This is a genomic window from Nocardioides salarius, from assembly GCF_016907435.1.
In the GTDB taxonomy this organism is placed as follows: Bacteria; Actinomycetota; Actinomycetes; order Propionibacteriales; family Nocardioidaceae; genus Nocardioides; species Nocardioides salarius.
In genome coordinates, this window is the sequence record NZ_JAFBBZ010000001.1 from 599,187 (window position 1) to 620,811 (window position 21,625).

Consider the following 21,625-nt stretch of genomic DNA (forward strand, 5'->3'; position numbering starts at 1 on the left):
GCCCCGCTCAGCCGAGCGACTCGACGCGCTTCTTCAAGCCCTTCAGCGCCGTGTCGATGAGGATCTTCTCGCCCTTGCGCTTGAGCATGCCGATCAGCGGGATCGAGACGTCGAGGGCGAGGCGGTAGGTCACCTCGGTGGCGCCGTCGCGCTCGCGCAGCACGTAGGCGCCGTCGAGCATGCGCAGCATCTTGCCCTCGACGAGGCTCCAGGTGACCTGGCGGTCGCCGTCCCACTCGTAGGCCAGTGTGTACTCGTCCTTGATCGGGGAGACGTCGAGGGAGAAGAACACCTCGCGCGCCCGGCCCGCCTCGGGACCCTCGTCGATGGTGGAGCGCACCTCGGCGGTCTTCACGCCCTTGGCCCAGGCGGGGTACGCCGGGAAGTCGGCGATCACGTCCATGACCTGCGCGGCTGTGGCGTCGATCACGATCGACGAGGTGGTCTGCTCGGCCATCTGGCTGCCCCCTGTCCCTCCCGGTGGTGACCCGGGTCTCTCCCCCGAGTGCGCGGCGACTGTACCGGATGGGCCGGGGCCGCCCGGCGGCGGTAACGTGCCGTGCGCGTCCCGCCCCGGGCCGCGGCGGGCATGACCGCGAGCCCGACCGGGCCGGATTCGTGAGCAAGAAGGAGACAGACGTGCGTGAGTTCTCCACGCCCCTGACCATCGAGGTCCCAGCGACGGGCAACCTGACCGACGACGTCGTCGCCAACGCCGAGCAGGCACCCGACGCGGTCGTCTTCAGCCGCCCGGGCCACGACGGGGACGCCTGGCAGGACGTGACGGCCGCGGAGTTCCTCGCCGAGGTGCGCGGGGTGGCCAAGGGCCTGGTCGCGGCCGGTGTCGAGGTGGGCGACCGGGTCGCCCTGATCTCCAAGACCCGCTACGAGTGGACGCTGCTCGACTACGCGATCTGGTTCGCCGGCGCGGTCACGGTGCCGGTCTACGAGACCTCCTCGCAGGAGCAGGTCGGGTGGATCCTCAGCGACTCGGGGGCCCGTGCCGTCGTGGCCGAGAGCGCCGAGCACGTCGCCCGGGTGAGCGCCGTGCGCTCCGAGCTCAGCGAGCTCAACCACCTGTGGTCCTTCGCCGACAACGCGGTCGAGGTGCTGACCAGCCTGGGTGCCGACATCGACGACGCCGAGCTGGAGAAGCGGCGTACGAGCGCCACCCCGCTCGACCTGGCCACGCTCATCTACACCTCCGGCACCACCGGGCGCCCCAAGGGCTGCATGCTCACCCACGCCAACTTCATGTTCGAGCTGGGTGTGGCCACCGACGAGCTCGACGCGCTCTTCGAGTCCGAGGGCGCCGCCACCCTGCTCTTCCTGCCGCTGGCCCACGTCTTCGCACGGATCATCCAGGTCGGCGCGGTCAAGAAGCGGGTCCGCCTCGGGCACAGCTCCGACATCAAGAACCTGCTCGCCGACCTCCAGGTCTTCCGGCCCACCTTCATCCTGGCGGTGCCGCGGGTCTTCGAGAAGGTCTTCAACACCGCCTCGCAGAAGGCGGCCGCCGAGGGCCGCGGCGCGATCTTCGACAAGGCCGCTGAGACCGCGATCGCCTGGTCGCGCGGCCAGGACAAGGGCCGCGTCCCGCTGCGGGTGCGGGCCGCGCACGCGGTCTTCTCGCGCCTGGTCTACGCCAAGCTGCGCGACGCGCTGGGCGGCAGGTGCGAGTTCGCCGTCTCGGGCGGGGCTCCCCTGGGCGAGCGCCTGGGCCACTTCTACCGCGGCATCGGCCTGAGCGTGCTCGAGGGCTACGGGCTGACCGAGACCACCGCTGCGCTGTGCGTGAACACCCCCGAGGCGACGCGCATCGGCACCGTCGGGCGCCCGATGCCCGGCACCGCGGTGCGGGTGGCCGACGACGGCGAGCTGCTCTTCCGCGGCGGCCAGGTCTTCGCCGGCTACTGGGACAACGAGCAGGCCACCGCCGAGACCCTCGAGGCCGACGGCTGGTTCCACAGCGGCGACGTGGGCGAGGTCGACGACGAGGGCTTCGTGCGCATCACCGGTCGCAAGAAGGAGATCCTGGTGACCGCCGGGGGCAAGAACGTCGCCCCGGCGGTGCTCGAGGACCGCCTGCGCGCGCACCCGCTGGTCGACCAGTGCGTCGTCGTCGGTGACGGCCAGCCCTACATCGCGGCGCTGGTCACCCTCGACCGCGACGTGCTGCCGGGGTGGGCCGAGGCGCACGGCAAGCCGGCCGACGCCGCCGAGCTCGTCGACGACGCCGAGCTGCGCGCCGAGATCGAGAAGGCCGTCGACGACGCCAACAAGGCGGTCTCGAAGGCCGAGTCGATCCGCAGGTTCGTGCTGCTGGCCGACGAGTGGACCGAGGAGGGCGGCCAGCTCACCCCCAGCCTCAAGCTCAAGCGCTCGGTGGTGATGCGCGAGCAGCGCACCCGCGTCGCGGAGCTGTACGCGGCTCCCCCGGCCTGATCGGGCGACCGGCGCGGCGTGGCGCAGGTCACACCCTTTAACTGAGCGGTCCGGGCAAACCGGCCACACGACCCCGGAGTCCTCCCTAGCATTCCTCAGGGAGGCGGGCGCACCTGTGCGCCCGGGTCGACGGGCGGAGCATGGGGACCCCTCGCCAGTGCGACCGCCGACGGGAGGAAGTGCACCGATGGATCGTCGACGAGTGCTGCTCATCGCCGCTGCGGTCGTCGCAGCCCTGGGCACCGTGCTGGTGCTGGTCTACGTGCAGGGCGCCGACAACCGTGCCCGCGACGCCTACGAGACCACCGAGGTGCTGGTCGCGACCCAGCAGATCGAGCGCGGCGAGACGGTGGCGGCTGCCGCCGCCGGCGGCAAGCTGGCCCTCGAGCCGGTGGCCCGCGGGCAGATCCTCCCAGGCGCCCTGACCACCACCGAGGGCGTCGAGCAGGACGTGGCGATGATCGACATCTACCCCGGCGAGCAGGTGGTGCCCCAGAAGCTGGGTGCCAGTGCCGTCGAGGAGACGCGCCTGCAGATCCCCGACAAGGGCGACATGGCGATGTCGATCAACCTCACCGATCCCGCCAGGGTCGCCGGCTTCGTCAATCCCGGCTCCGAGGTCGCGATCTTCGTCAACGGCACCGACGCCACCACCGCCCAGCCCTACAGCCGGGTGCTGCTGACCCGCGTCACCGTGATCGCGGTGGGCTCGACCACCCCCATCACCACCACGACCACGACGGCCGAGGGCCAGGGCGGCGAGCAGGTCGCCGAGACGCTGCCCCGCACCCTGATCACGCTCTCGGTCAGCCAGCCGCAGGTGCAGAAGGTGCTCCTGGGCCAGAGCCAGGGCGAGCTGTCGTTCGCGCTGCTCACCGAGGACTCGAAGGTCAGGCTGAGCCCGGCCACCACCCCGCAGAACCTCTTCCAGGGCTGAGCCGCAGCACCCCCGCCGGTTCCCCTCTCCCCCACGAAGCATCGAAGGAGGCAGCACCGATGCCCGTCGTCACCGACCCGGAGGCCACAGTGGTCACCACCCTGCTCGGCGCGCTGCCGCCCGGCAGCCAGGGCGTCGACTCCGTCGAGCGGATGCGTGCCTGGCTCGACCTGCACCCCGACGAGTACGTCGTCGTGCTCGGGCCGCACCTCGACCTCGACGACGCCCTGAAGGTCTGCGAGGACCTGCGCACCACCCGGCCCACCGTCAGCGTCGTGCTGGTGCGCGCCGCGCTCGACACCGACGTGCTGACCCGGGCGATGCAGGCCGGCGCCCGCGACGTCGTGCCCGACGGCGACACCTCCGGCGTGGCCGCGGCCGTCGCGCGCGCCCGGGAGCTGCACGTGGCGCTGCGCGGGCCCACCGGGGCCCACCAGCTGGGGCGGGTGGTCACCGTCTTCTCGCCCAAGGGCGGGGTCGGCAAGACCACCATGGCGGTCAACCTGGCGCTGGCGCTGGCCGACGGCGGCGCGCGCAGGGTCTGCCTGGTCGACCTCGACCTGGCCTTCGGCGACGTCGCGATCACCATGCAGCTCTTCCCCACCCACTCCATCGAGCACGCCATCGGCTCCGAGCACGACCTCGACGTCGAGCAGCTCGACGCCCTGCTCACCCGCCACGACAAGTCGCTGATGGTGCTCGCCGCACCCGCCCACCCCGACGCGCGCGAGCGGGTCACCCCGGCACTGGTCACCCGGGTGCTGCGCACCCTGCGCGAGTCCTTCGACCACGTGGTCGTCGACACCGCTCCCGCCTTCGACGAGCAGGTGCTGACCGCCCTCGACGAGACCGACGAGTGCGTCATCGTGGCCACCCTCGACGTGCCGACGCTCAAGAACGTCAAGGTGGCCCTCGAGACCCTCGACATGCTCGACATCGCCCGCGGGCACCGGCACCTGCTGCTCAACCGCGCCGACGACGCGGTGGGCATCGGCCCCGAGAAGGTCGAGGCCATCCTGGGCATGCCGATCGCCACCCAGGTCGGCTCCTCCATCGACATCGCGGCCTCGACGAACTCCGGCACGCCGCTCGTCGTGGACTCCCCCGACCACGCCGGCAGCACCGCGCTGCGCCGCTTCGCGGCCACCCTGTCGGGCGAGAGCGGGTCGGCGGCGCCGGGCCCGGACGCCGACGACGGGGCCGGCGGCCAGGAGCGCCCCGAGGGCACCGCGGGCCGGGGCCGGGCCCGCTTCCGGATGAGGAGACCAGGATGAGCCTCTCCGACCGGCTGGCCGCCGCCCGCCGCGCCGGGGTCGACGTGGACGCCGACCCCGAGGACCCGACCACGCTGGTGCCGGGCGGACCGGTCGAGGCCGCTCGCCCCGCCGGCGCCGACGTCGTACCGGCACCCGCGGCCGCGCCCCGGCGCTCGCTGGGCGGGCGCGAGGACGACCGGATCGAGCAGCTCAAGGCCAGCGTGCACGCCGAGCTCGTCACGCAGCTCGGCCCGCACCTCTACGACGCCGACATGGACACCGACGAGCTCGACCAGCGGGTCCGCTCCGTGCTCGCCGACGTGCTGGGCAAGCAGGACCGGCCGCTGTCGAGCAGCGACCGGCAGCGGGTCTCGCAGGAGATCAGCGACGACATCCTCGGCTACGGGCCGATCGAGCCCTACCTGCGCGACCCCGACGTCTCCGAGGTGATGGTCAACGGCCACGACTCGATCTGGCTGGAGAAGAGCGGGCGGCTGGTGCCGGCGAGCGCCAAGTTCGCCGACGAGGCCCACCTGCGCCGCACCATCGACAAGATCGTCTCCCGCATCGGTCGCCGCGTCGACGAGTCCTCGCCCATGGTCGACGCCCGGCTGCCCGACGGCAGCCGCGTCAACGCGGTGGTGCCGCCGCTGGCCGTCGACGGCTCGGCCCTGACCATCCGCAAGTTCGCGGCCGACCCGCTGACCGTGGCCGACCTGGTCCGCTTCGGCTCGCTCTCCGACCAGACCGCCGGCTTCCTCGACGCGTGCGTGCGCGGACGGCTCAACGTGATCGTCTCGGGCTCCACCGGCGCCGGCAAGACCACCACCCTCAACGTGCTGAGCTCGTTCATCCCCGGCGACGAGCGAATCGTGACGATCGAGGACGCCGCCGAGCTGCAGCTCAAGCAGGACCACGTGGTGCGCCTGGAGTCGCGCCCGGCCAACATCGAGGGCAAGGGCGCGGTCTCGATCCGCGACCTGGTCAAGAACAGCCTGCGGATGCGCCCCGACCGCATCATCGTCGGCGAGGTCCGCGACGCCTCGGCGCTCGACATGCTGCAGGCGATGAACACCGGCCACGACGGCTCCATCTGCACCCTGCACTCCAACGGCCCCCGCGACACGCTCTCGCGGATGGAGACGATGGTGCTGATGGCCGGCATGGACCTGCCGGTGCGCGCGATCCGCGAGCAGGTGGCCTCCGCGGTCGACCTGATCGTGCACCAGACCCGCTTCAAGGACGGCACCCGCCGCATCACCCACATCACCGAGGTGGAGCGGATGGAGGGCGACGTCATCACGCTGCAGGACATCTTCGTCTTCGACGGCTCGGCGGGCTTCGACCGTGACGGCCGCTCGCTGGGCCGGCTGCGCGCGACCGGGCTGCGTCCGAAGTTCCTGGAGAAGATGGCCTACGCCAACGTCACCGTCGACCCGCTGATCTTCGCCACGGACCGGATCTGATGCGCTCCCGGCACCCGCTCCTCCTGCTGCCGCTGCTGGGCCTGCTGGTCTGGGCGCTGCTGGTGCCCGTGCTGCTGGGAACCAGCCCCGCGACCGCGACGGGCACCGCCGGTGAGGGGGCGAGCATCTCGTACGCCGAGCCGACCGCCGACGGCGTCTCCCTGCTGGTCTCGGTGCCCGCCGACGCCGACGTCGACCCGGCCTCGGTGGCCGTGCAAGTCGGCGGAGCGAGCGTCGGCGCGCAGGCGGAGCCGGCCGGCTCCTCGAGCACGGTCCGGCGCAGCGCGGTGCTCGCCATCGACACCAGCAACTCGATGTCGGGCGAGCGGTTCGAGGCGGCGCAGCAGGCCGCTCGCGACTTCCTCGCCCTGGTGCCCGACGACGTGCTGGTCGGCGTGGTCACCTTCGCCGGCGACGTGGCCACCCCGCAGGCACTCACCGCCGACCGCGACGCGGCCCGCACGGTCGTCGACGAGTTGACGCTGAGCCGCGGCACGGCCCTCCACGACGCCGTCCTGGCCGCGGTCGACCTGGCCGGCAGCGAGGGCCAGCGCACCGTGCTGGTGCTCTCCGACGGCGCCGACACCACCTCGACCCCGCTGGCCGAGGCCACCGCCGCGGTGGCCGCCTCCGGCATCGGCCTCGACGTCATCTCGCTGCAGGGCGCCAAGCCGACCCTGCGCGAGCTCGCCGAGGCCGGCGAGGGTCGCGTCGTGCCGGCGACGAGCCAGGCGCTGGCGGCCGCCTTCGCCGCGGAGGCCGACGCCCTCGACCGACAGCTGCTGGTCACCGCCGCCGTGCCCGGCGACCTGGGCGCCACCGAGCAGACCGTGCGGGTCACCCTCGACTCGCCCACCGGACCCGTCGTCGCCGAGGCGTTCGTGCCGGTCGCCGAGTCGGTCGCCGGCGGCACCGGCGTCGACGACCTCGTGCGCAGCGACAACGGGTGGAGCGCGCCCGGCTGGACCATGTGGGCGGGCGTGCTGGCCCTCGGAGCCGGGCTCGTGGCGCTCGCCGTGCTCCTGGTGCCACGGCGCCAGGTGGCCGCCGGCCCTGCCGAGCGCGTCGAGCAGTACGCCGCCGCCACCGGTCGCCCCGGCTCCTCGGCCGCCGCACCGGCCCGGGTCGACCCCGAGCAGGCGCTGGCCCAGGCCAAGGAGGCGGCCGGGCAGGTGCTGCGCCGCAGCCGCGGCCTCGAGGCCCGCATCGCCGCCCGGCTCGAGAGCGCCGGCAGCCAGCTGAAGGCCCCCGAGTGGCTGCTGGTCCACGTCGGCATCGTCGTCGGCGCAGGGCTCCTGGGCCTGCTGCTCGGCGGCGGCAGCCTGGGAGTCGCGCTGCTCCTCGTCGTGCTCGGCCTGCTCGGGCCCTGGCTCTACCTGGGCCTGCGGAGCTCGCGCCGCCGCAAGAAGTTCAACGAGCTGCTGCCCGAGACCCTCGGGCTGATCTCGGGGTCGCTGTCCGCCGGCCTGTCGCTGAGCCAGTCGGTCGACACGGTGGTCCGCGAGGGCCAGGAGCCGATCGCCGGCGAGTTCCGCCGCGTGCTCGCCGAGACCCGCCTGGGCGTCACCCTCGAGGAGGCGCTCGAAGGGGTGGCCGAGCGCTTCGACAGCAAGGACTTCGAGTGGGTGGTGATGGCGATCCGCATCCAGCGCCAGGTCGGCGGCAACCTTGCCGAGCTGCTCGACACCGTCGCCGGGACGATGCGCGAGCGGGCCTACATCCGCCGGCAGGTCTCCGCGCTCGCGGCCGAGGGCAAGCTGTCGGCGTACGTGCTGGGCGGCCTGCCGCCGCTCTTCCTGGCGTACCTCTTCCTCACCCAGCGCGACTACGTGATGGTGCTCTTCACCGACCCCCGGGGGCTGGTCATGCTCGTCGGGGCGGGCCTGTGGCTGGCCATCGGCGCGTTCTGGATGAGCAAGCTGATCAAGGTGGAGGTCTGAGATGGTGGTGCTGCTCCTCCTCGGCGTCGTGATGATCGCCGCCGCCCTGGTGCTGCTGGCAGCCGCGACCACCAGTGACGCCGAGGCCAGCGGGGTCGGCAGGTCGCTGGCGGTGCTGCAGGCGATGACCGACGCGCCCGAGGAGCTGACCGACGAGGTCGACCGGCCGTTCTCCGAGCGGGTCCTCGAGCCCCTGCAGGCCCGGGCCCTGGCGGTCGGCCGCCGGCTCTCCGGCGCCGACTCCGCCGACCGGGTGCGCCGCAAGCTCGACCTCGCGGGCAACCCCCGCGGCTGGGACGTCGACCGGGTGGTCTCCGGCAAGGTGGTCGGCGCGGTCGCCGGCCTGGTCGCCGGCGTCGTCCTGGCGCTGCTGCTCGGGCTCTCGACACCCACGTTCATCGTCGCCGTGGTCGCCGGGCTCGTGCTGGGCTTCTTCTCGCCAGGGCTGTACCTCTACCAGAAGGCCTACGACCGCACCCAGCGGATCACCCGCGACCTGCCCGACGCCATCGACCTGATGACGATCAGCGTCGAGTCGGGCCTCGGCTTCGACGCCGCGGTGCAGCAGGTGGCCCGCAACACCGAGGGCCCGGTGGCCGAGGAGTTCGCGCGGGTGCTGCGCGAGATGCAGATCGGCCAGGGCCGCTCCGATGCACTGCGCGCGATGGCCGAGCGCACCGACGTCGCCGACCTCAAGTCCTTCGTCAGCGCGATGGTGCAGGCCGACTCGTTCGGCATCCCGGTGGCGCAGGTGCTGCGCATCCAGGCCCAGGAGATGCGGGTCAAGCGCCGCCAGCGCGCGGAGGAGAAGGCCCAGCAGGTGCCGGTCAAGATCACGGTGCCGCTGATCTTCTTCATCCTGCCCTGCCTCTTCGTGGCCGTGATGGGCCCGGCGGCGATCGGGATCATGGATGGTCTGGGATGATCCACCCGTGCTCCTAGCCCACCGCCAGGCGCTGCGCATCAACGCCGCCGCCCGCGCCTTCGTCCTGCTGGCGATCGGCGGCCCCCTGCTGTGGGGCCAGGACCGTGGCGGACTGCTGGGCCTCGCGGTGCTGGGCGCACTGTGGGTCGGCCTCGTCCCGGTGGAGCAGCGCGCCCGCTCCCGACCGCTCCTGCTGACGGTGCTCGAGTCGGCCGCGGTGACGACGACCTGCCTGCTGGCGCTGAGCAGCTCGCCGGCCATCCTCGGCGCCCTGGCTGCACCCCCGTTCGTGGCCGGGCTGCGCTGCGGCGCCAAGGGCGTGCTCGCCGCGCTCGGCACCGTCGTGCCCACCGCCGCGCTGGTGCTGGGGCTGGGCGAGGCGTCGCTCAGCACCGACGAGCTGCTGGCGGCCTTCACCTGGCTGACCATGGGCCTCGGCCTCGGGATGATCGCCTCGTTCCTGCGCTCCGCCCTCGGCCAGCCCGACCCGCTGCTGCCCTACCGGCACGCCAGCTCGCTGCTGCACGAGCTCAACCAGCTCTCCGAGGGGCTCAGCTCGGGCCTCGAGCCGCGTAGCCTGGGTGGCGCCATCCTCAGCGCGGTGCGCGACGAGCTGCCCACGGCAGACCTGGTGCTCTACGTCGGCGACGACGAGCTGACACCGCTGCTGAGCCGCACCCTCGACGACTCGGGCTCGACGCACACCGCCCTGCTGGCCCGGCTGGCCCAGCGCTCGGGACGCCTCGAGACCGACGGCCAGACCTTCGCCTTCCCGCTGCGTCCCGAGTCGGGCCAGCCCGGCATCGTCGCCGGCGTCTTCTCCGACCGGCTCGACCCGGGCGCGCTCGACCTGCCGCGCACGGTGCGCCGGCTGACCCGCCAGCTCGAGGTCAGCACCGTGCACCTCGAGACGGCGCTGCTCTTCACGGCCTTCCGCGACGCGGCCACCGCCGACGAAAGGCGCCGGCTCTCCCGCGAGATGCACGACGGCGTCGCGCAGGAGATCGCCTCGCTCGGCTACCTCGTCGACGCGCTCGCCGCCACGCCCGCCTCCGACGAGCAGGCTGCGCGGTTCCTGATGCTGCGCGAGCGGGTCAGCGAGGTGGTCGCCGAGGTGCGCCGGTCGGTCGTCACGCTGCGCACCACCGTGGGCGAGAGCGAGAGCCTGGGGGCGGCGATCGGGTCGCTAGCGCGCAACCTCAGCCAGCTCTCGGGCGTCGCCATCGAGGTGACCCTCGACGAGAAGTCGCAGCGGCTGCGCGGCGAGGTCGAGGCCGAGCTCTTCCGGATCACGCAGGAGGCGCTCAACAACGCCGTCAAGCACGCCCAGTGCACCCTGATCCGCGTGCAGTGCCACGTCGACGCCCCCGCGGCCACCATCTCCGTCACCGACAACGGCCGGGGCCTGGGCGACATCGGGCTGCCCCTCGACGCCCGGGCCGACTCCTACGGACTGGGCATCATGCGCGAGCGCGCCGCGCTGATCGGCGCCCACCTCGACATCGAGGAGCCGCCGGGAGGCGGGCTCCGGGTCGCCGTCGCGGTATCGTCCGGGCACCCGCCCCCGCCCACCCGGCAGGCGAGCGAGTCCCCCCGAGAGATCCAGGTGTCCACATGAGCGAGTCGCTGACGAGGGTGATGCTGGTCGACGACCACCAGCTGATCCGCGACGGCCTCGGCGGCGTCTTCGAGATGCACGCCGACATGAGCGTGGTCGGCACCGCCGCCTCGGTCGCCGAGGCCCTCGCCCTCTTCGCCGAGCACCGTCCCGACGTCGTGGTCACCGACCTGCAGCTGCAGGACGGCACCGGCCTCGACATCGTGCGTGCTCTGCGCCGCGACCATCCCGAGGTCGGCCTCGTGGTGCTGACCATGCACTCGGGCGACGACCAGATCTTCGCCGCGATGGAGGCCGGCGCCTCCGGCTTCGTCGGCAAGGACGCCCCCTCCGACGAGGTGGTCAAGGCCGCGCGGCACGCCAAGGTCTCCCCGCGCTCCTTCGTCTGCTCCGGCTTGGTCGGCGCGATGATGCGCCGCGGCGCGGCCGAGTCGACCCGGCTCACCGACCGCGAGCACGAGGTGCTGGTGCTGCTGGCAGACGGGCTGGGCGCTGCGGCGATCGGCGACAAGCTCTACATGAGCGAGTCGACCGCCAAGTCGCACATCGCGAAGATCTACCAGAAGCTCGGCGCGGCCAACCGGGCGCAGGCGCTGGTCACTGCCATGCGGGTCGGCCTGCTGTCCTCGGTTCAGCGCAACCCGGGCGAGCGCTGACCGCTCGCGAGCAGGGGTAGTCCGAACGGGCTACCACGACGGCAAACCTTCTCCCGATCCGCGGCGGGGCGCTGCGCCAGCATGCTGAGATGCATCAGGTCCCACCCCTGTCCGGGACCGTGTCTTGAGGGAGACCACCATGCTGCAGTTTCTGATGACCATGATCGCCGGCCAGAAGGCCAAGATGGACGAGCGCGGCGCCTCCGCGGTGGAGTACGGACTGCTTGTCGCCGGCATCGCCGCCGTCGTAATCACGGCCGTGTTCCTGCTCGGCGACCAGCTGGACGCTGCATTCTCAGGGACCTCCGACGAGCTCACTGAAAACGGCGTGACACCTGCCCCCGAGTAGTCGGCAACGCCAGCGCAAGCCGGGCCACCGTCGATGGGTGACTTCTGAACCACACGCAGTAGAGCGTCCCAGGCACCGGCTCCGCTAGCGACCGCACCGCCAGCTGACGTTGCAGCTCGACGAAGCCCTCCGGGTCCCCCGTGGCCCGGAGGGCTTCGACGTCGGCACGCGTCTCCACAGTCCGGCTGATCCCGTTCTGGAGGGGCGCGGCGAGCACCGTGCCCACGGCCAGCAGCGCCAGCACCAGCGGCACCGTGCCCGCGCGGCGTACGTCGTGACGGCGCAGCAGCACCCCGGCCAGCCCCACGGCGGCGGCCACACCGACCGCGCCGAGCAGCGAGCCGACGAGCACGTCGTCGTGCTTGGCGTGCGCCAGCTCGTGGGCGACCACCGAGAGCGCCTGGTCCTGCGGCAGGTCGCGCACCAGGGTGTCGTAGAGGACCACCCGGCGAGTCCCGCCGAAACCGGAGACGTAGGCGTTCAGCGTCGTCGTACGCCGCGACGCGTCGGCCACCAGCACCTCGTCGACACCGACCCCCTCGGCGTCGGCCAGCTCGAGCACGCCGGTGCGCAGCGCCCCGGCCTCGAGCGGCTCGAAGTCGTTGAAGAGCGGCTCGACCAACAGCGGGTAGACGAACGACCCGAGCAGCACCAGCAGGCCGAGCACTCCCCCGGCCACCGCGGGCCAGCGCCGCGGGAAGCGCCGGGCGCAGAGCATCAGCGCGAGCAGGCCCACCGAGGTCACCACGACGGCCAGGCCCTCGCGCACCGCCAGGTCGCGGGCGAAGCCGAGCCACGACTGGGTCGAGAGGCCCTCCTCCAGCACCCGCCGGCGCACCAGCACGGCGAAGGGCAGCGTGATCGTGCGCCCCAGGACCTCGAGGACCGCGACCACGAGCACCACCTGCGCCCACCACGGCCCAGGCAGCCGGGCCACGAGGCGGCGACCCAGCGAGGTGAAGCCGACCACGCACGCCACCAGCAGCGAGACGCCCAGCGAGCCCAGGCTCCAGGTCCGCACCCAGGTGGAGAACGACTCGGCGCGGGCGATGTGCTCAGGCGTGAAGTAGTCCTCCGGGTCCACCGGCTCGGGGCGCCCGCCCGGCACCGGATCCCACGGCACCAGCCACCACGCCAGCAGCGCGAAGGCCGCCCCCGCGAGGAGCAGCACCGCCCAGGCGGTGCGGGTGTGCGTCATGCCGCTCCCGCCTCGTCGGCCAGCGAGCGCAGCTCGTCGCGCCAGCGTCGCGTCAGCTCGGCCTGGCTGATGCCCGCCACCTCGCGCAGCGCGGCGGCGAAGTCCTCGCCCGCGCCGGCCGACCGGTAGAGCTCGACCAGGACGTCCTGGCCGCCCGCGCGAGCCAGCTCGCGCGTGGCCAGCCAGGCGGCCTCGTACGCCGCGCCCAGGTACGGCGCGCCCACCCCGAGGTCGGTGGGGCCCGGCAGGGCCTCGGGCACCCCGCTCTCGCGCACCTGGTCGACCACCTGCGCGGCCAGGGTGGTGTCGGGCAGGTCGACGTCGCGCAGCGCCACGTAGTCGGCGAAGCCCTCCACCAGCCACAACGGGGCGCGGCTGGTGGGCGCCTCGGTGAGCGCGTGCACGGCCTCGTGGCTCATCACGACCTGCGCGCCGACCGGCTCGAGCCGATCCATCTCGGCGGGGTTGACCAGCACGTGCAGCGGACCGCCGTCGACGACCTCGCCGTCCGGGCTGGTCGTCACGGCCGCGACCTCGGCGTAGGTGCCCTCGTCGACGCCCAGCGCGGCGTCGAGGCCGGCGGCGGTGCGCGGCACCTCGACCACCAGCCCGCGCCCGATGCCGGGCAGCACCCTGCGCACCACGGGGACGGCCCGCTTGGCGAGGCGGTCGTAGCGGGCCAGGTCGCGGGCCGAGCCGGCCACCGCCACCACCCGCGAGTCCGTACGCCGCACCCGCAGGTCGTCGGTGAGCCAGAGCGGCGCCCGGCCGCCGGCGACCCCGGCCGCCGTCACGGCCACCCGCTCGCTGCTGCCCTCGGTCCCGTTGGTCCCGTCGCTTCCGCCGGTGACGTTGCGCAGGGCGAAGACGACCTCGCTGCGCGCCGGGGCGGGGTCGAAGCCCGCGACCTGCCAGGTCACGTCGACCACGGCGCGCCAGGCTCCCTGCGGGTCGGTCCCGCCCTCCTGGTCGACGTAGCGCAGTGTCACGCCCTCGAGCCCAAGGTCCGCAGCGTTCTCGACGACATCACGGAGCCGGCGCCCGGCCGCGGGGTCGTCGTCGGGGGCCAGCGCCGCGGCCGCCTCCGCGTCGCCGCTCGAGATCGCGGCCTCGAGGTCGGCCAGGGCGGCGGCCGCCTGCCCGGGCCGCGCGGTCGGTGCCGCCCCGGGCTCGGCGCCCGGCGTGGCGACGTACGGGTCGTCGAGGGCGCGCCAGACGACGAGCCCGAGCACCACCAGCAGCAGGGACAGCGAGAGGCCGGCCACCCACGAGCGTGGGCGACCGGCCTCTCGACGTGCGGTGCTGGCCAGCGTGATCAGCCGGGTCGGGTGGCCCCGACGAGGGGCATCGAGTCGACGCTGGTGATCCGGACACCGGTGCTCGGGTTCGCGGCGTCGACGATCTGGCCGTTGCCGATGTAGATGCCGACGTGGCTGATCGGGCTGTAGTAGTAGACCAGGTCGCCCGGCTGCAGCGCCGAGGTCGAGACCTTGGTGCCGCCGCCGTACTGGGCGCTCGACGAGTGCGGCAGCGAGACGCCGGCCTGGCGCCAGGCCATCATCGTCAGGCCGGAGCAGTCGAAGCCGCTCGGGCCGGCCGCGCCCCACACGTAGCTCTTGCCGACCTGGGCCAGGGCGTACTGCACCGCGGCAGCCGCACGACCCGAGGCGGGCGCCGCCACCGGGGCGGTCTCGGTGCGCTGGGCGTCGCGCGAGACGACCGCCTCACGTGCCTCGAGGGCCTCGCGCTCCTCGGTCTTGAGGCGCGAGAGCAGTGCCTCGGCCTCCTCGACCTTCTCGTCGATGGTCGCCTGCTCCTCTGCGAGCTCCTCCTCGACGTCGGCGAGCTCGGCGGCCTGGGCCGCGGTGGCCTGGCGCCGGATGTCGAGCGCCTCGACCTCGAGGGAGTAGGTGTCGAAGAGCTGGTCCTGCAGGCCGTCGTAGGCGCTGAGGGTCGACATCTGAGCGAGGAAGGCGCTGGGGTCGTCGGCGACGACGACCTGGCCGACGGCGGAGAGGCTCTGGCCCTGGTAGGTGCGCACGATCGAGTCGCGCACCTGCTCGCGGACCGAGCTCATCTGCTCGTCCTGGCGCTGCTGGTCGGCGCGCACGGCGTCGAGCTCGCGCTGCAGCTCCTCCAGCTCGATGCGGGCGTCGTTGTGACGCTCCGAGGCCTGCTCGGCCTCGTGGTAGAGCTTGTCGACGCGGGCCTGCACGTCGTCGATGTCGGGCTCGGCCTGGGCCGGGCTGGTGGGCACGAGGGCCACTGCTCCCACGAGCAGGGCTCCGGCGAAGGCCGTGGTCAGGCGCTTGTGACCGTGAAGCACGAGTGGGCGGTCTCCCTCAGCTATCGACGTCTGCCGGGTGAGCAGGAGGGTGCGACCCCACGACCGATGGTTCCCCGGCTCCCGAGCGCGTGCGCTCCGGACTCGACGCGGTGTCCGCGCGGACCAGGACGATCCACTCCCACGGACACCAGCCACGGACGTTAGTCGCTGGCTGGCGCCGAGACCAATCATCCGCCGCGCGTCGCCATCGAATTTGCGGACGTCGCAGCCCCAGGAGCCACCCGTGTCACACAGGTCACATGCACCACAGGTTGCCTGGACCGGCGGCCGGGTCTCGCCCGGTCAGGCCGACTCGGCCTCGGGGCCGCTGACCGGCTCGACCAGCCGCAGCGGAGGCACCAGCCCGCCCGCGGCCAGCGCGTCGAGCGCCGCCCTCTCGTCGTCGTCGATGGTCAGCTCGGGCGGCGGCCCCAGCAGCACGGAGACCACGCAGTCGTGGCAGGCCAGTCCCCGGACCACACAGGTGTCGCAGTCGATTCTCGTCGTCATGCAGGTGAGGCTGGCAGGGGCCACCGACAACGGCGCCGCGGCGACACACCGACGGCGTGTCCCGGCGTGTCGCGACGGGCTGCCGGCGGGCTGTCCGCGGGTGCGCTCAGCGCGCCAGCAGGTCCAGCAGCACCCGCGACGACACGTGCCGCACGCCCCGCGCACGCGTCCGGGCCCGCAGCTCCTGGTCGTCGGTGACGACGACCACCACGCGGCCCTCGGGCTCGGCGGCGACGAGGTCCTCGATGACCCGGTCGGCGATGACGCCGTACGGGCTGAAGAGCACCTTGACGCCGCGCGGCGCGGTGACGCCGGGGCGCACGTCGACCTCGGCGGCGTCGAAGACCACGGTCGTCTCCGCGCGCGTGCGCGCGACCAGCGGCGCCAGCAGGGCCAGCAGCCGGGAGCGCTGGGTCTCCAGCGAGGTCGACGACCACACGGTCTTGGTGACGTTGTAGCCGTCGACGACCAGCCGGGCCTGCGGCAGCGCCAGGTGCTGCTCGAGCACCGAGGCCGTGATCGGTGCGCTCACCGCACGGGCGCCGTCCCGGGCGGCGTCGTCCTCCAGCCGCTGCTCCACCGACTCCCCCGGCGCCGTCGAGCCCGCCGGAAGGCCGAGCTCACGGCGCAGCCCAGCGGCGGCGTCGACGAGCGTCTCGAGCAGCACCCGGGCGCGGGCGGTGGCGTCGTCGCGCTCGGTGCGGTCCGCGCGGCGCTGCGCCTGGCTCTGGGCCTGGGCCTGCGCCTCGAGCGTCTCGACCCGGGCCCGCAGCCGCCGCAGCTCCTTCTCCTGTGCCGCCAGCGCCGCCTGCTCCCGCGCCTGGGCGCCCTCGACCTCGGCGCGCGCCTGCTCCAGCTCCTCGCGCACCGCACGCTCGGCGGCCCGCGTCTCGCCGAGCCGGCGACGCAGCGTCGCGTTCTCCGACTTCTGCTCGTCCAGCTGGGCGCGGTGGCTCGCGCGCGCCTCGCGCACCGCCTGCTCGGCCTGCTCGGCCCGCTCGGTCAGCCGCGCCTCGCGGGAGCGCTCGGCGCTCTCCTCGCGTGCCGCCACCGTGCTGACCGCGTCGTCGAGGCGCCGGGTCCAGCCGCGGGGGCGCAGCAGCCACCCGAGCGCCGCGTCCTCCAGCGCGTCGCCCGCCCCGCCCTCGCGCAGCGCCGCGACCTCCGTGGCACGGGCCGTGGCGACCTGGTGGGCGGCCCGCTCGCGCAGGTCGGGGTCGGCCAGGGCGGCCGCGATCGCCGTACCTCCCAGGCGCGCCCGGCGGGCCGGCGCGAAGCCGGCCACCCGCCGCAGCGCGGGCGGCAGCCCGGTGACCTCCGGCAGCACCGAGGCGACCACGGCGACGACCCGCGTGCGCACCGCGACCGGCAGGTCCTCCAGCGCGACCTCGGCATCGCCGTCGGCGCCGGCAGCGTGCTCGTGCTCCGCCACCCCGCCTCCTCACTGCTCGACACCGGTCCTCGACCGCACCTGTGCCCACCCTAGGGCGCGCGCCTACCGCGCACTGTCGGTGCCGGCGCCTAGCGTCGCCACCATGAGCAGGGCCCGTGCGCAGACCGTCACCAGCACCCCGCCGCGGGAGGCGCAGCTGAGCTTCGACGAGCTGGGCCGTCCGCTGCGCGACCTCACCTTCTGCGTGGTCGACCTCGAGACGACCGGCGGCTCGGCGGCGCACGGGGCGATGATCACCGAGATCGGCGCGGTCAAGGTGCGCGGCGGCGAGGTGCTCGGGGAGTTCCAGACCCTGGTCAACCCGCACACCGCCATCCCGCCGTTCATCTCGGTGCTCACCGGCATCACCAACACGATGGTCGCCGACTCCCCCGGCATCGAGTCCGCACTGCCCGCCTTCCTCGAGTTCGCCGCCGGCTGCGTGCTGGTGGCCCACAACGCGCCCTTCGACGTCGGCTTCCTGCAGCACTTCGCCGCCGAGCAGCAACGCCCCTGGCCGCGCTTCGAGGTGGTCGACACCGCCAAGGTCGCGCGCCGGGTCATCACCCGCGACGACGCCCCCAACTGCAAGCTCTCCTCCCTGGCCCGTCTCTTCGGCGCCGAGACCACGCCCAACCACCGCGCGCTCGCCGACGCCCGCGCCACCGTCGACGTGCTGCACGGGCTCTTCGCCCGCCTGGGCAGCGTCGGTGTGCAGACCCTCGAGGAGCTGCAGACCTTCTCCGCGCGCGTCAGCGCCGCCCAGCGCAAGAAGCGCCACCTCGCCGAGCAGCTGCCGCACGCGCCGGGCGTCTACCTTTTCCGCGACGACCACGAGCGGGTGCTCTACGTCGGCACCTCCCGCGACCTGCGCACCCGTGTCCGCTCCTACTTCACTGCCTCCGAGACCCGCTCGCGCATGGGCGAGATGGTGCGGCTGGCCGACCGTGTCGACCACGTCGAGTGCGCGACCCCTCTCGAGGCGCAGGTGCGCGAGCTGCGCCTGATCGCCGAGCACAAGCCGCGCTACAACCGGCGCTCCCGCTTCCCCGAGAAGATGCACTTCCTCAAGCTCACCCGCGAGCCGTGGCCGCGGCTCTCGCTGGTCACCCGGGTCCTCGAGGACGACGCCGACTACCTCGGCCCGTTCTCCTCCAAGCGCGCCGCCGAGAGCTGCCTGTCGGCGCTGCACGAGACGTTCCCGGTGCGCCAGTGCACCGACCGGCTGGCACGCCGACCCTCGCGCAGCGCCTGCGTGCTCGCCGAGATGGGCAAGTGCCTGGCGCCCTGCGACGGCAGCGTCGACGAGCTGTCGTACGCCGCCCTCGTGCGCCAGCTGCGCGACGCGCTGCTGCACCGTCCCGACGACGTCGTGGAGACCATCAACCACCGCATGAGCCTGCTGGCCGCCGACGAGCGCTTCGAGGAGGCCGGCTCCCACCGCGACCGGCTCGCCTCCTTCGTGCGCGCCGCGGCCCGCACCCAGCGGCTCAGCGCGCTGACCGGCTGCCCCGAGGTGGTCGCCGCCCGCCGCGAGGACGACGGCCGCTGGGCGGTGCACGTGGTGCGCCACGGCCGGCTCGCCGCCGCCGGAGTCATCCCGGCCGGGGCCGACGCCCACGCCTACGTCGACCAGCTGCGCGCCGCGGCCGAGACCGTGCGCGACGCCCCCGGCCCGGTGCCGGCAGCCAGCGCCGAGGAGACCGAGAAGATCCTGCGCTGGCTCGAGCTCGACCAGGTGCGCCTGGTCGAGGTCACGGGCGAGTGGGCCTGCCCGGTGGCCGGGGCGACCCGCCACCTCGCGGTGCACGACGCGGTCGCGGAGTCGCGGCGCCGGCTGGTGCCCGACGACGAGCGCCGCCCGCTCGCCACCGCCCACCGTCCCGCGCGCTGAGGCGCTACGGTGACCTGCGTGATCACCGCCATCGTCTTCGTCAAGGCCGACGTCGCCCGCATCCCCGAGGTGGCCGAGCAGATCGCCGCCCTCGAGGGGGTCTCCGAGGTCTACTCCGTCACCGGACAGATCGACCTGATCGCCCTGGTCCGGGTCCGTGACCACGACGAGGTCGCCAGCGTCGTGGCCGACACCCTCAACAAGGTCCCCGGCGTGACGTCGACCGAGACCCACATCGCGTTCCGCGCCTACTCCCGCCACGACCTCGAGAGCGCCTTCTCCCTCGGGCTCGACTGAGGCCGCTCGTGGACCTCCTGGCCGACTACTGGCTCGACGTGCTCGGCTGGGGCGGCAGCGCCCTGCTGGTCTTCTCGCTGATGCAGCAGCGGGTGCTGCGCTTCCGGGTGCTCAACCTCGCCGCCGGGGTCGCGCTCCTGGTCTTCAACGCAATCATCGAGGTCTGGCCGATGGTCGGCCTCAACGCGGTCACCAGCGCCATCAACGTCTGGTTCCTGGTCAAGCTGCTCGGCCACCGCCACGACGACCACGTCTTCGAGGTCCTCGAGGTCCGCGCCGACGACGTCTACCTGCACCACGTGCTGCGCACCCACCGCAGCGACATCGCCCGTTTCCAGCCCGACTTCGACGGCCGGCCCGACCCCGACGGCGACCACGCCTTCCTGGTCCAGCGCGGCGACGAGACCGTCGGGGTCGTCGTGGTGCGCCGCGAGGGAGACCTGGGCGACGTCGCCCAGGTGCGCCTCGACTACGTCACCCCGCGCTTCCGCGACTTCACCCCGGGCGAGTTCGTGTGGCGGCGCAGCGACACGCTGCGCGAGCTCGGGTTCCGCCGCGTGGTCACCGCCCCGGGCATGGTCGGCGCCTACTACGACCACCTGGGCTTCCACCGCGAGGCCGACTCCTACGTGCTCGACCTCGCCCCCGCCTGACCGGTGCCGACCCGGCCCAGATCTCCCGCCCACCCGGCCCGAACTTCGCGCTGACCCGGCCTGGATCTCTCACCGAGTCGGCCCGTCCCGGCACCCACGAAGCATGGGCCGGGTCGGGGGAAGGTCAGGCCGGGTCGGGGGAAGTTCAGGCCGGGTCGGGGGGAAGTATGGGCCGGGTCGGGGGGAAGGTCAGGCCGGGTCGGGGGGAGGTTCAGGCCGGGTCGGGGGGAAGTTCAGGCCGGGTCGGGGGGAAGTTCAGGCCGGGTCGGCTCAGCCTGCGGAGGCCTCGACCCAGCCCTGCAGGGTCGCGGCGGCGGCACCGGAGTCGACGGCGCGGGTGGCGCGCTCGATGCCGGCGGCCAGGGCCGGCAGCGGGTCGGCGGCGGGCTCGTCGTGCACGGCCAGGGCGGCGCCGGCGTTGAGCAGCACCGCCTCGCGCACGGGTCCGCGCTCCCCCGCCAGCACCCGTCGTACGACGTCGGCGTTGTGGGCCGCGTCGCCGCCGCGCAGGTCGGCGGTGGTCGCGGGCGCCAGGCCGAGGGCGGCCGGGTCGACCGTCTCGGTGCGGACCTCGCCGTCGTGGACCACCCACAGCGACGAGGTCGTGGTCGTGGTGAGCTCGTCGAGGCCGTCGTCGCCACGGAAGACCCAGGCGTCGACGCCGCGGCGGGCGAAGACGCCGGCCATCAGCGGCGGCTTGCCGGCGTAGGCGCAGCCGATGGCCTGCGCGGCCGGGCGCGAGGGGTTGGCGAGCGGGCCCAGCAGGTTGAAGGTGGTGCCGATGCCGAGCTCGCGACGCGGCACGGCCGCGTGGCGCAGCGCGGGGTGGAAGGCCGAGGCGAAGCAGAACGTGATGCCGGCCTCCTCGGCGACCTCGGCCACCCGGGCGGCCGGCAGGTCGAGACGCACCCCGAGCACCTCGAGCACGTCGGCGGTGCCCGAGGTCGAGGAGGCCGAGCGGTTGCCGTGCTTGACCACGCGGGCGCCCGCGCCGGCGGCGACGATCGCGGCCATCGTCGAGATGTTCACCGACATCGACCGGTCACCGCCGGTGCCGACGACGTCGAGGGTGCGGCCCGGGACGCTCAGCGGGGTGGCGACGTCGTACATCGCCTCGACCAGCCCGAGCACCTCCTCGATGCTCTCGCCCTTGGCGCGCAGCGCGACGGCGAAGCCGGCGATCTGGGCCTCGGTGGCCTGACCCGCCAGGATCTCGCCCATCGCCCAGCCCGTCTGGGCCGCGCTCAGGTCCTCCCCCGCGACGAGCGCGCCGAGGACCTCGGGCCAGGCGCCCACGCTCAGGCGGTGGTGGCGGGCACGCGGGCGCGCAGCAGCGCGACCACGGCCTCGGCCAGCTGGAGGGGGTCGATCGGGTGCGGCACGGCCGCCTCCGCGCGCGACCAGGTGGCCAGCCAGGCGTCCTGGGGGCGGCCGGTGAGGACGACCACCGGCGGGCACTGGTGGATCTCGTCCTTGAGCTGCTTGGCGATGCCCATGCCGCCGGCGGGCACGGCCTCGCCGTCGAGGATCGCGAGCGAGATGTGGCCGGCGTCCATGTTCTGGATGACGACCGGCTCGGTGGCGACCTCGACGTACTTCAGCTCGGGCAGGTCCGGGTGCGGGCGTCGGCCCAGCGCCAGGATGACCTGCTTGCGGGTGTTGACGTCGTCGCTGTAGACGAGCACCTTCAACGGCGTGCGGGAGGCAGTGGTGTCGCTCACGC

General features: G+C 73.7%; 20 protein-coding genes. 12 read left to right on the top strand and 8 right to left on the bottom strand.

The features are described 5' to 3' along the window. Positions 1-7 precede the first annotated feature (7 nt). Positions 8-457: an SRPBCC family protein gene (locus JOE61_RS02950; RefSeq protein ID WP_193670417.1), complete on the bottom strand. Its 450-nt coding sequence runs from the start codon at positions 455-457 to the stop codon at positions 8-10. Positions 458-639: 182 nt separating this feature from the next. Between JOE61_RS02950 and JOE61_RS02955 the strand changes: the two genes are divergently transcribed. The 9 genes from JOE61_RS02955 (at position 640) to JOE61_RS02995 (ending at position 11,592) form a co-directional block, all read left to right on the top strand. Next, on the top strand, positions 640-2,445 hold the full coding sequence (locus JOE61_RS02955) for an AMP-dependent synthetase/ligase (RefSeq protein ID WP_193670418.1): 1,806 nt from the start codon (positions 640-642) through the stop codon (positions 2,443-2,445). A gap of 187 nt (positions 2,446-2,632) precedes the next feature. Continuing rightward, positions 2,633-3,382 carry a Flp pilus assembly protein CpaB gene (gene cpaB, locus JOE61_RS02960; protein ID WP_193670419.1) on the top strand — a complete coding sequence of 250 codons (750 nt, stop codon included), beginning with the start codon at positions 2,633-2,635 and terminating at the stop codon, positions 3,380-3,382. A gap of 59 nt (positions 3,383-3,441) precedes the next feature. Next, complete coding sequence (locus JOE61_RS02965) at positions 3,442-4,656, top strand: CpaE/TadZ family protein (RefSeq protein ID WP_193670420.1); 1,215 nt, start codon at positions 3,442-3,444, stop codon at positions 4,654-4,656. Then, positions 4,653-6,104, top strand: a complete 1,452-nt coding sequence (locus tag JOE61_RS02970; RefSeq protein WP_193670421.1) for a TadA family conjugal transfer-associated ATPase — start codon at positions 4,653-4,655, stop codon at positions 6,102-6,104. Before JOE61_RS02965 ends, JOE61_RS02970 begins: the two co-directional genes overlap by 4 nt. After that, complete coding sequence (locus JOE61_RS02975) at positions 6,104-8,044, top strand: type II secretion system F family protein (RefSeq protein WP_193670422.1); 1,941 nt, start codon at positions 6,104-6,106, stop codon at positions 8,042-8,044. Before JOE61_RS02970 ends, JOE61_RS02975 begins: the two co-directional genes overlap by 1 nt. Before the next feature lies 1 nt (position 8,045). Then, positions 8,046-8,969 (top strand): type II secretion system F family protein, encoded by a 924-nt coding sequence (locus tag JOE61_RS02980; RefSeq protein ID WP_193670423.1) that lies wholly within the window; start codon positions 8,046-8,048, stop codon positions 8,967-8,969. A 7-nt stretch (positions 8,970-8,976) separates the two neighbouring features. Further along, the gene (locus JOE61_RS22005) at positions 8,977-10,587 is read left to right on the top strand and encodes a sensor histidine kinase (RefSeq protein ID WP_193670424.1); all 1,611 of its coding nucleotides are present in this window, start codon (positions 8,977-8,979) and stop codon (positions 10,585-10,587) included. Beyond that, a complete protein-coding gene (locus JOE61_RS02990) occupies positions 10,584-11,243 on the top strand; it encodes a response regulator transcription factor (protein WP_193670425.1) in 660 nt (219 codons plus the stop codon). The genes JOE61_RS22005 and JOE61_RS02990 overlap by 4 nt, the downstream gene beginning before the upstream one ends. 139 nt (positions 11,244-11,382) lie before the next feature. Then, entirely contained in the window at positions 11,383-11,592 is a 210-nt protein-coding gene (locus tag JOE61_RS02995; RefSeq protein WP_193670426.1) for a Flp family type IVb pilin, read from the top strand. Here JOE61_RS02995 and JOE61_RS03000 read toward each other — a convergent pair. The 5 genes from JOE61_RS03000 to JOE61_RS22380 form a co-directional block, all read right to left on the bottom strand. Further along, positions 11,558-12,790, bottom strand: coding sequence for a M48 family metalloprotease (locus tag JOE61_RS03000; RefSeq protein WP_193670427.1), 1,233 nt, complete (start codon positions 12,788-12,790; stop codon positions 11,558-11,560). The genes JOE61_RS02995 and JOE61_RS03000 overlap by 35 nt on opposite strands. After that, positions 12,787-14,055, bottom strand: a complete 1,269-nt coding sequence (locus JOE61_RS03005; RefSeq protein ID WP_193670428.1) for a hypothetical protein — start codon at positions 14,053-14,055, stop codon at positions 12,787-12,789. Before JOE61_RS03005 ends, JOE61_RS03000 begins: the two co-directional genes overlap by 4 nt. Before the next feature lie 50 nt (positions 14,056-14,105). Continuing rightward, positions 14,106-15,116, bottom strand: a complete 1,011-nt coding sequence (locus tag JOE61_RS03010) for a C40 family peptidase (RefSeq protein ID WP_307822775.1) — start codon at positions 15,114-15,116, stop codon at positions 14,106-14,108. Positions 15,117-15,419: 303 nt separating this feature from the next. After that, the gene (locus JOE61_RS03015; RefSeq protein WP_193670430.1) at positions 15,420-15,626 is read right to left on the bottom strand and encodes a hypothetical protein; all 207 of its coding nucleotides are present in this window, start codon (positions 15,624-15,626) and stop codon (positions 15,420-15,422) included. Between the two features lie 106 nt (positions 15,627-15,732). Then, positions 15,733-17,058, bottom strand: coding sequence for an NYN domain-containing protein (locus tag JOE61_RS22380; RefSeq protein ID WP_193670431.1), 1,326 nt, complete (start codon positions 17,056-17,058; stop codon positions 15,733-15,735). A gap of 103 nt (positions 17,059-17,161) precedes the next feature. Here JOE61_RS22380 and JOE61_RS03025 point away from each other — a divergent pair, with 103 nt between their 5' ends. From JOE61_RS03025 to JOE61_RS03035, 3 genes are read left to right on the top strand one after another with little or no spacing between them, the layout of a single operon-like run. After that, entirely contained in the window at positions 17,162-18,952 is a 1,791-nt protein-coding gene (locus JOE61_RS03025; protein WP_193670432.1) for a DEDD exonuclease domain-containing protein, read from the top strand. 18 nt (positions 18,953-18,970) lie between these two features. After that, entirely contained in the window at positions 18,971-19,249 is a 279-nt protein-coding gene (locus tag JOE61_RS03030) for an Lrp/AsnC family transcriptional regulator (RefSeq protein ID WP_193670433.1), read from the top strand. An 8-nt stretch (positions 19,250-19,257) separates the two neighbouring features. Next, positions 19,258-19,902: a hypothetical protein gene (locus JOE61_RS03035; RefSeq protein WP_204797128.1), complete on the top strand. Its 645-nt coding sequence runs from the start codon at positions 19,258-19,260 to the stop codon at positions 19,900-19,902. A 270-nt stretch (positions 19,903-20,172) separates the two neighbouring features. On the opposite strand, the gene trpD is transcribed toward JOE61_RS03035, so the two are convergent. Both trpD and JOE61_RS03045 read right to left on the bottom strand, forming a co-directional pair. Continuing rightward, positions 20,173-21,198 (bottom strand): anthranilate phosphoribosyltransferase, encoded by a 1,026-nt coding sequence (trpD, locus tag JOE61_RS03040; protein ID WP_193670434.1) that lies wholly within the window; start codon positions 21,196-21,198, stop codon positions 20,173-20,175. A gap of 2 nt (positions 21,199-21,200) precedes the next feature. Further along, entirely contained in the window at positions 21,201-21,623 is a 423-nt protein-coding gene (locus tag JOE61_RS03045; RefSeq protein WP_193670435.1) for an Rv3143 family two-component system response regulator, read from the bottom strand. Positions 21,624-21,625 lie beyond the last annotated feature (2 nt).

Bases quoted from the DNA above. Each gene is read 5' to 3' on its own strand.
- JOE61_RS02975 (WP_193670422.1), top strand. From the start codon at position 6,104: ATGCGCTCCCGGCACCCGCTCCTCCTGCTGCCGCTGCTGGGCCTGCTG.
- cpaB (WP_193670419.1), top strand. From the start codon at position 2,633: ATGGATCGTCGACGAGTGCTGCTCATCGCCGCTGCGGTCGTCGCAGCC.
- JOE61_RS02980 (WP_193670423.1), top strand. From the start codon at position 8,046: ATGGTGGTGCTGCTCCTCCTCGGCGTCGTGATGATCGCCGCCGCCCTG.
- JOE61_RS02970 (WP_193670421.1), top strand. From the start codon at position 4,653: ATGAGCCTCTCCGACCGGCTGGCCGCCGCCCGCCGCGCCGGGGTCGAC.
- JOE61_RS02995 (WP_193670426.1), top strand. From the start codon at position 11,383: ATGCTGCAGTTTCTGATGACCATGATCGCCGGCCAGAAGGCCAAGATG.
- JOE61_RS03000 (WP_193670427.1), bottom strand. From the start codon at position 12,790: ATGACGCACACCCGCACCGCCTGGGCGGTGCTGCTCCTCGCGGGGGCG.
- JOE61_RS03025 (WP_193670432.1), top strand. From the start codon at position 17,162: ATGAGCAGGGCCCGTGCGCAGACCGTCACCAGCACCCCGCCGCGGGAG.
- JOE61_RS02950 (WP_193670417.1), bottom strand. From the start codon at position 457: ATGGCCGAGCAGACCACCTCGTCGATCGTGATCGACGCCACAGCCGCG.
- JOE61_RS02965 (WP_193670420.1), top strand. From the start codon at position 3,442: ATGCCCGTCGTCACCGACCCGGAGGCCACAGTGGTCACCACCCTGCTC.
- JOE61_RS02990 (WP_193670425.1), top strand. From the start codon at position 10,584: ATGAGCGAGTCGCTGACGAGGGTGATGCTGGTCGACGACCACCAGCTG.
- JOE61_RS03015 (WP_193670430.1), bottom strand. From the start codon at position 15,626: ATGACGACGAGAATCGACTGCGACACCTGTGTGGTCCGGGGACTGGCC.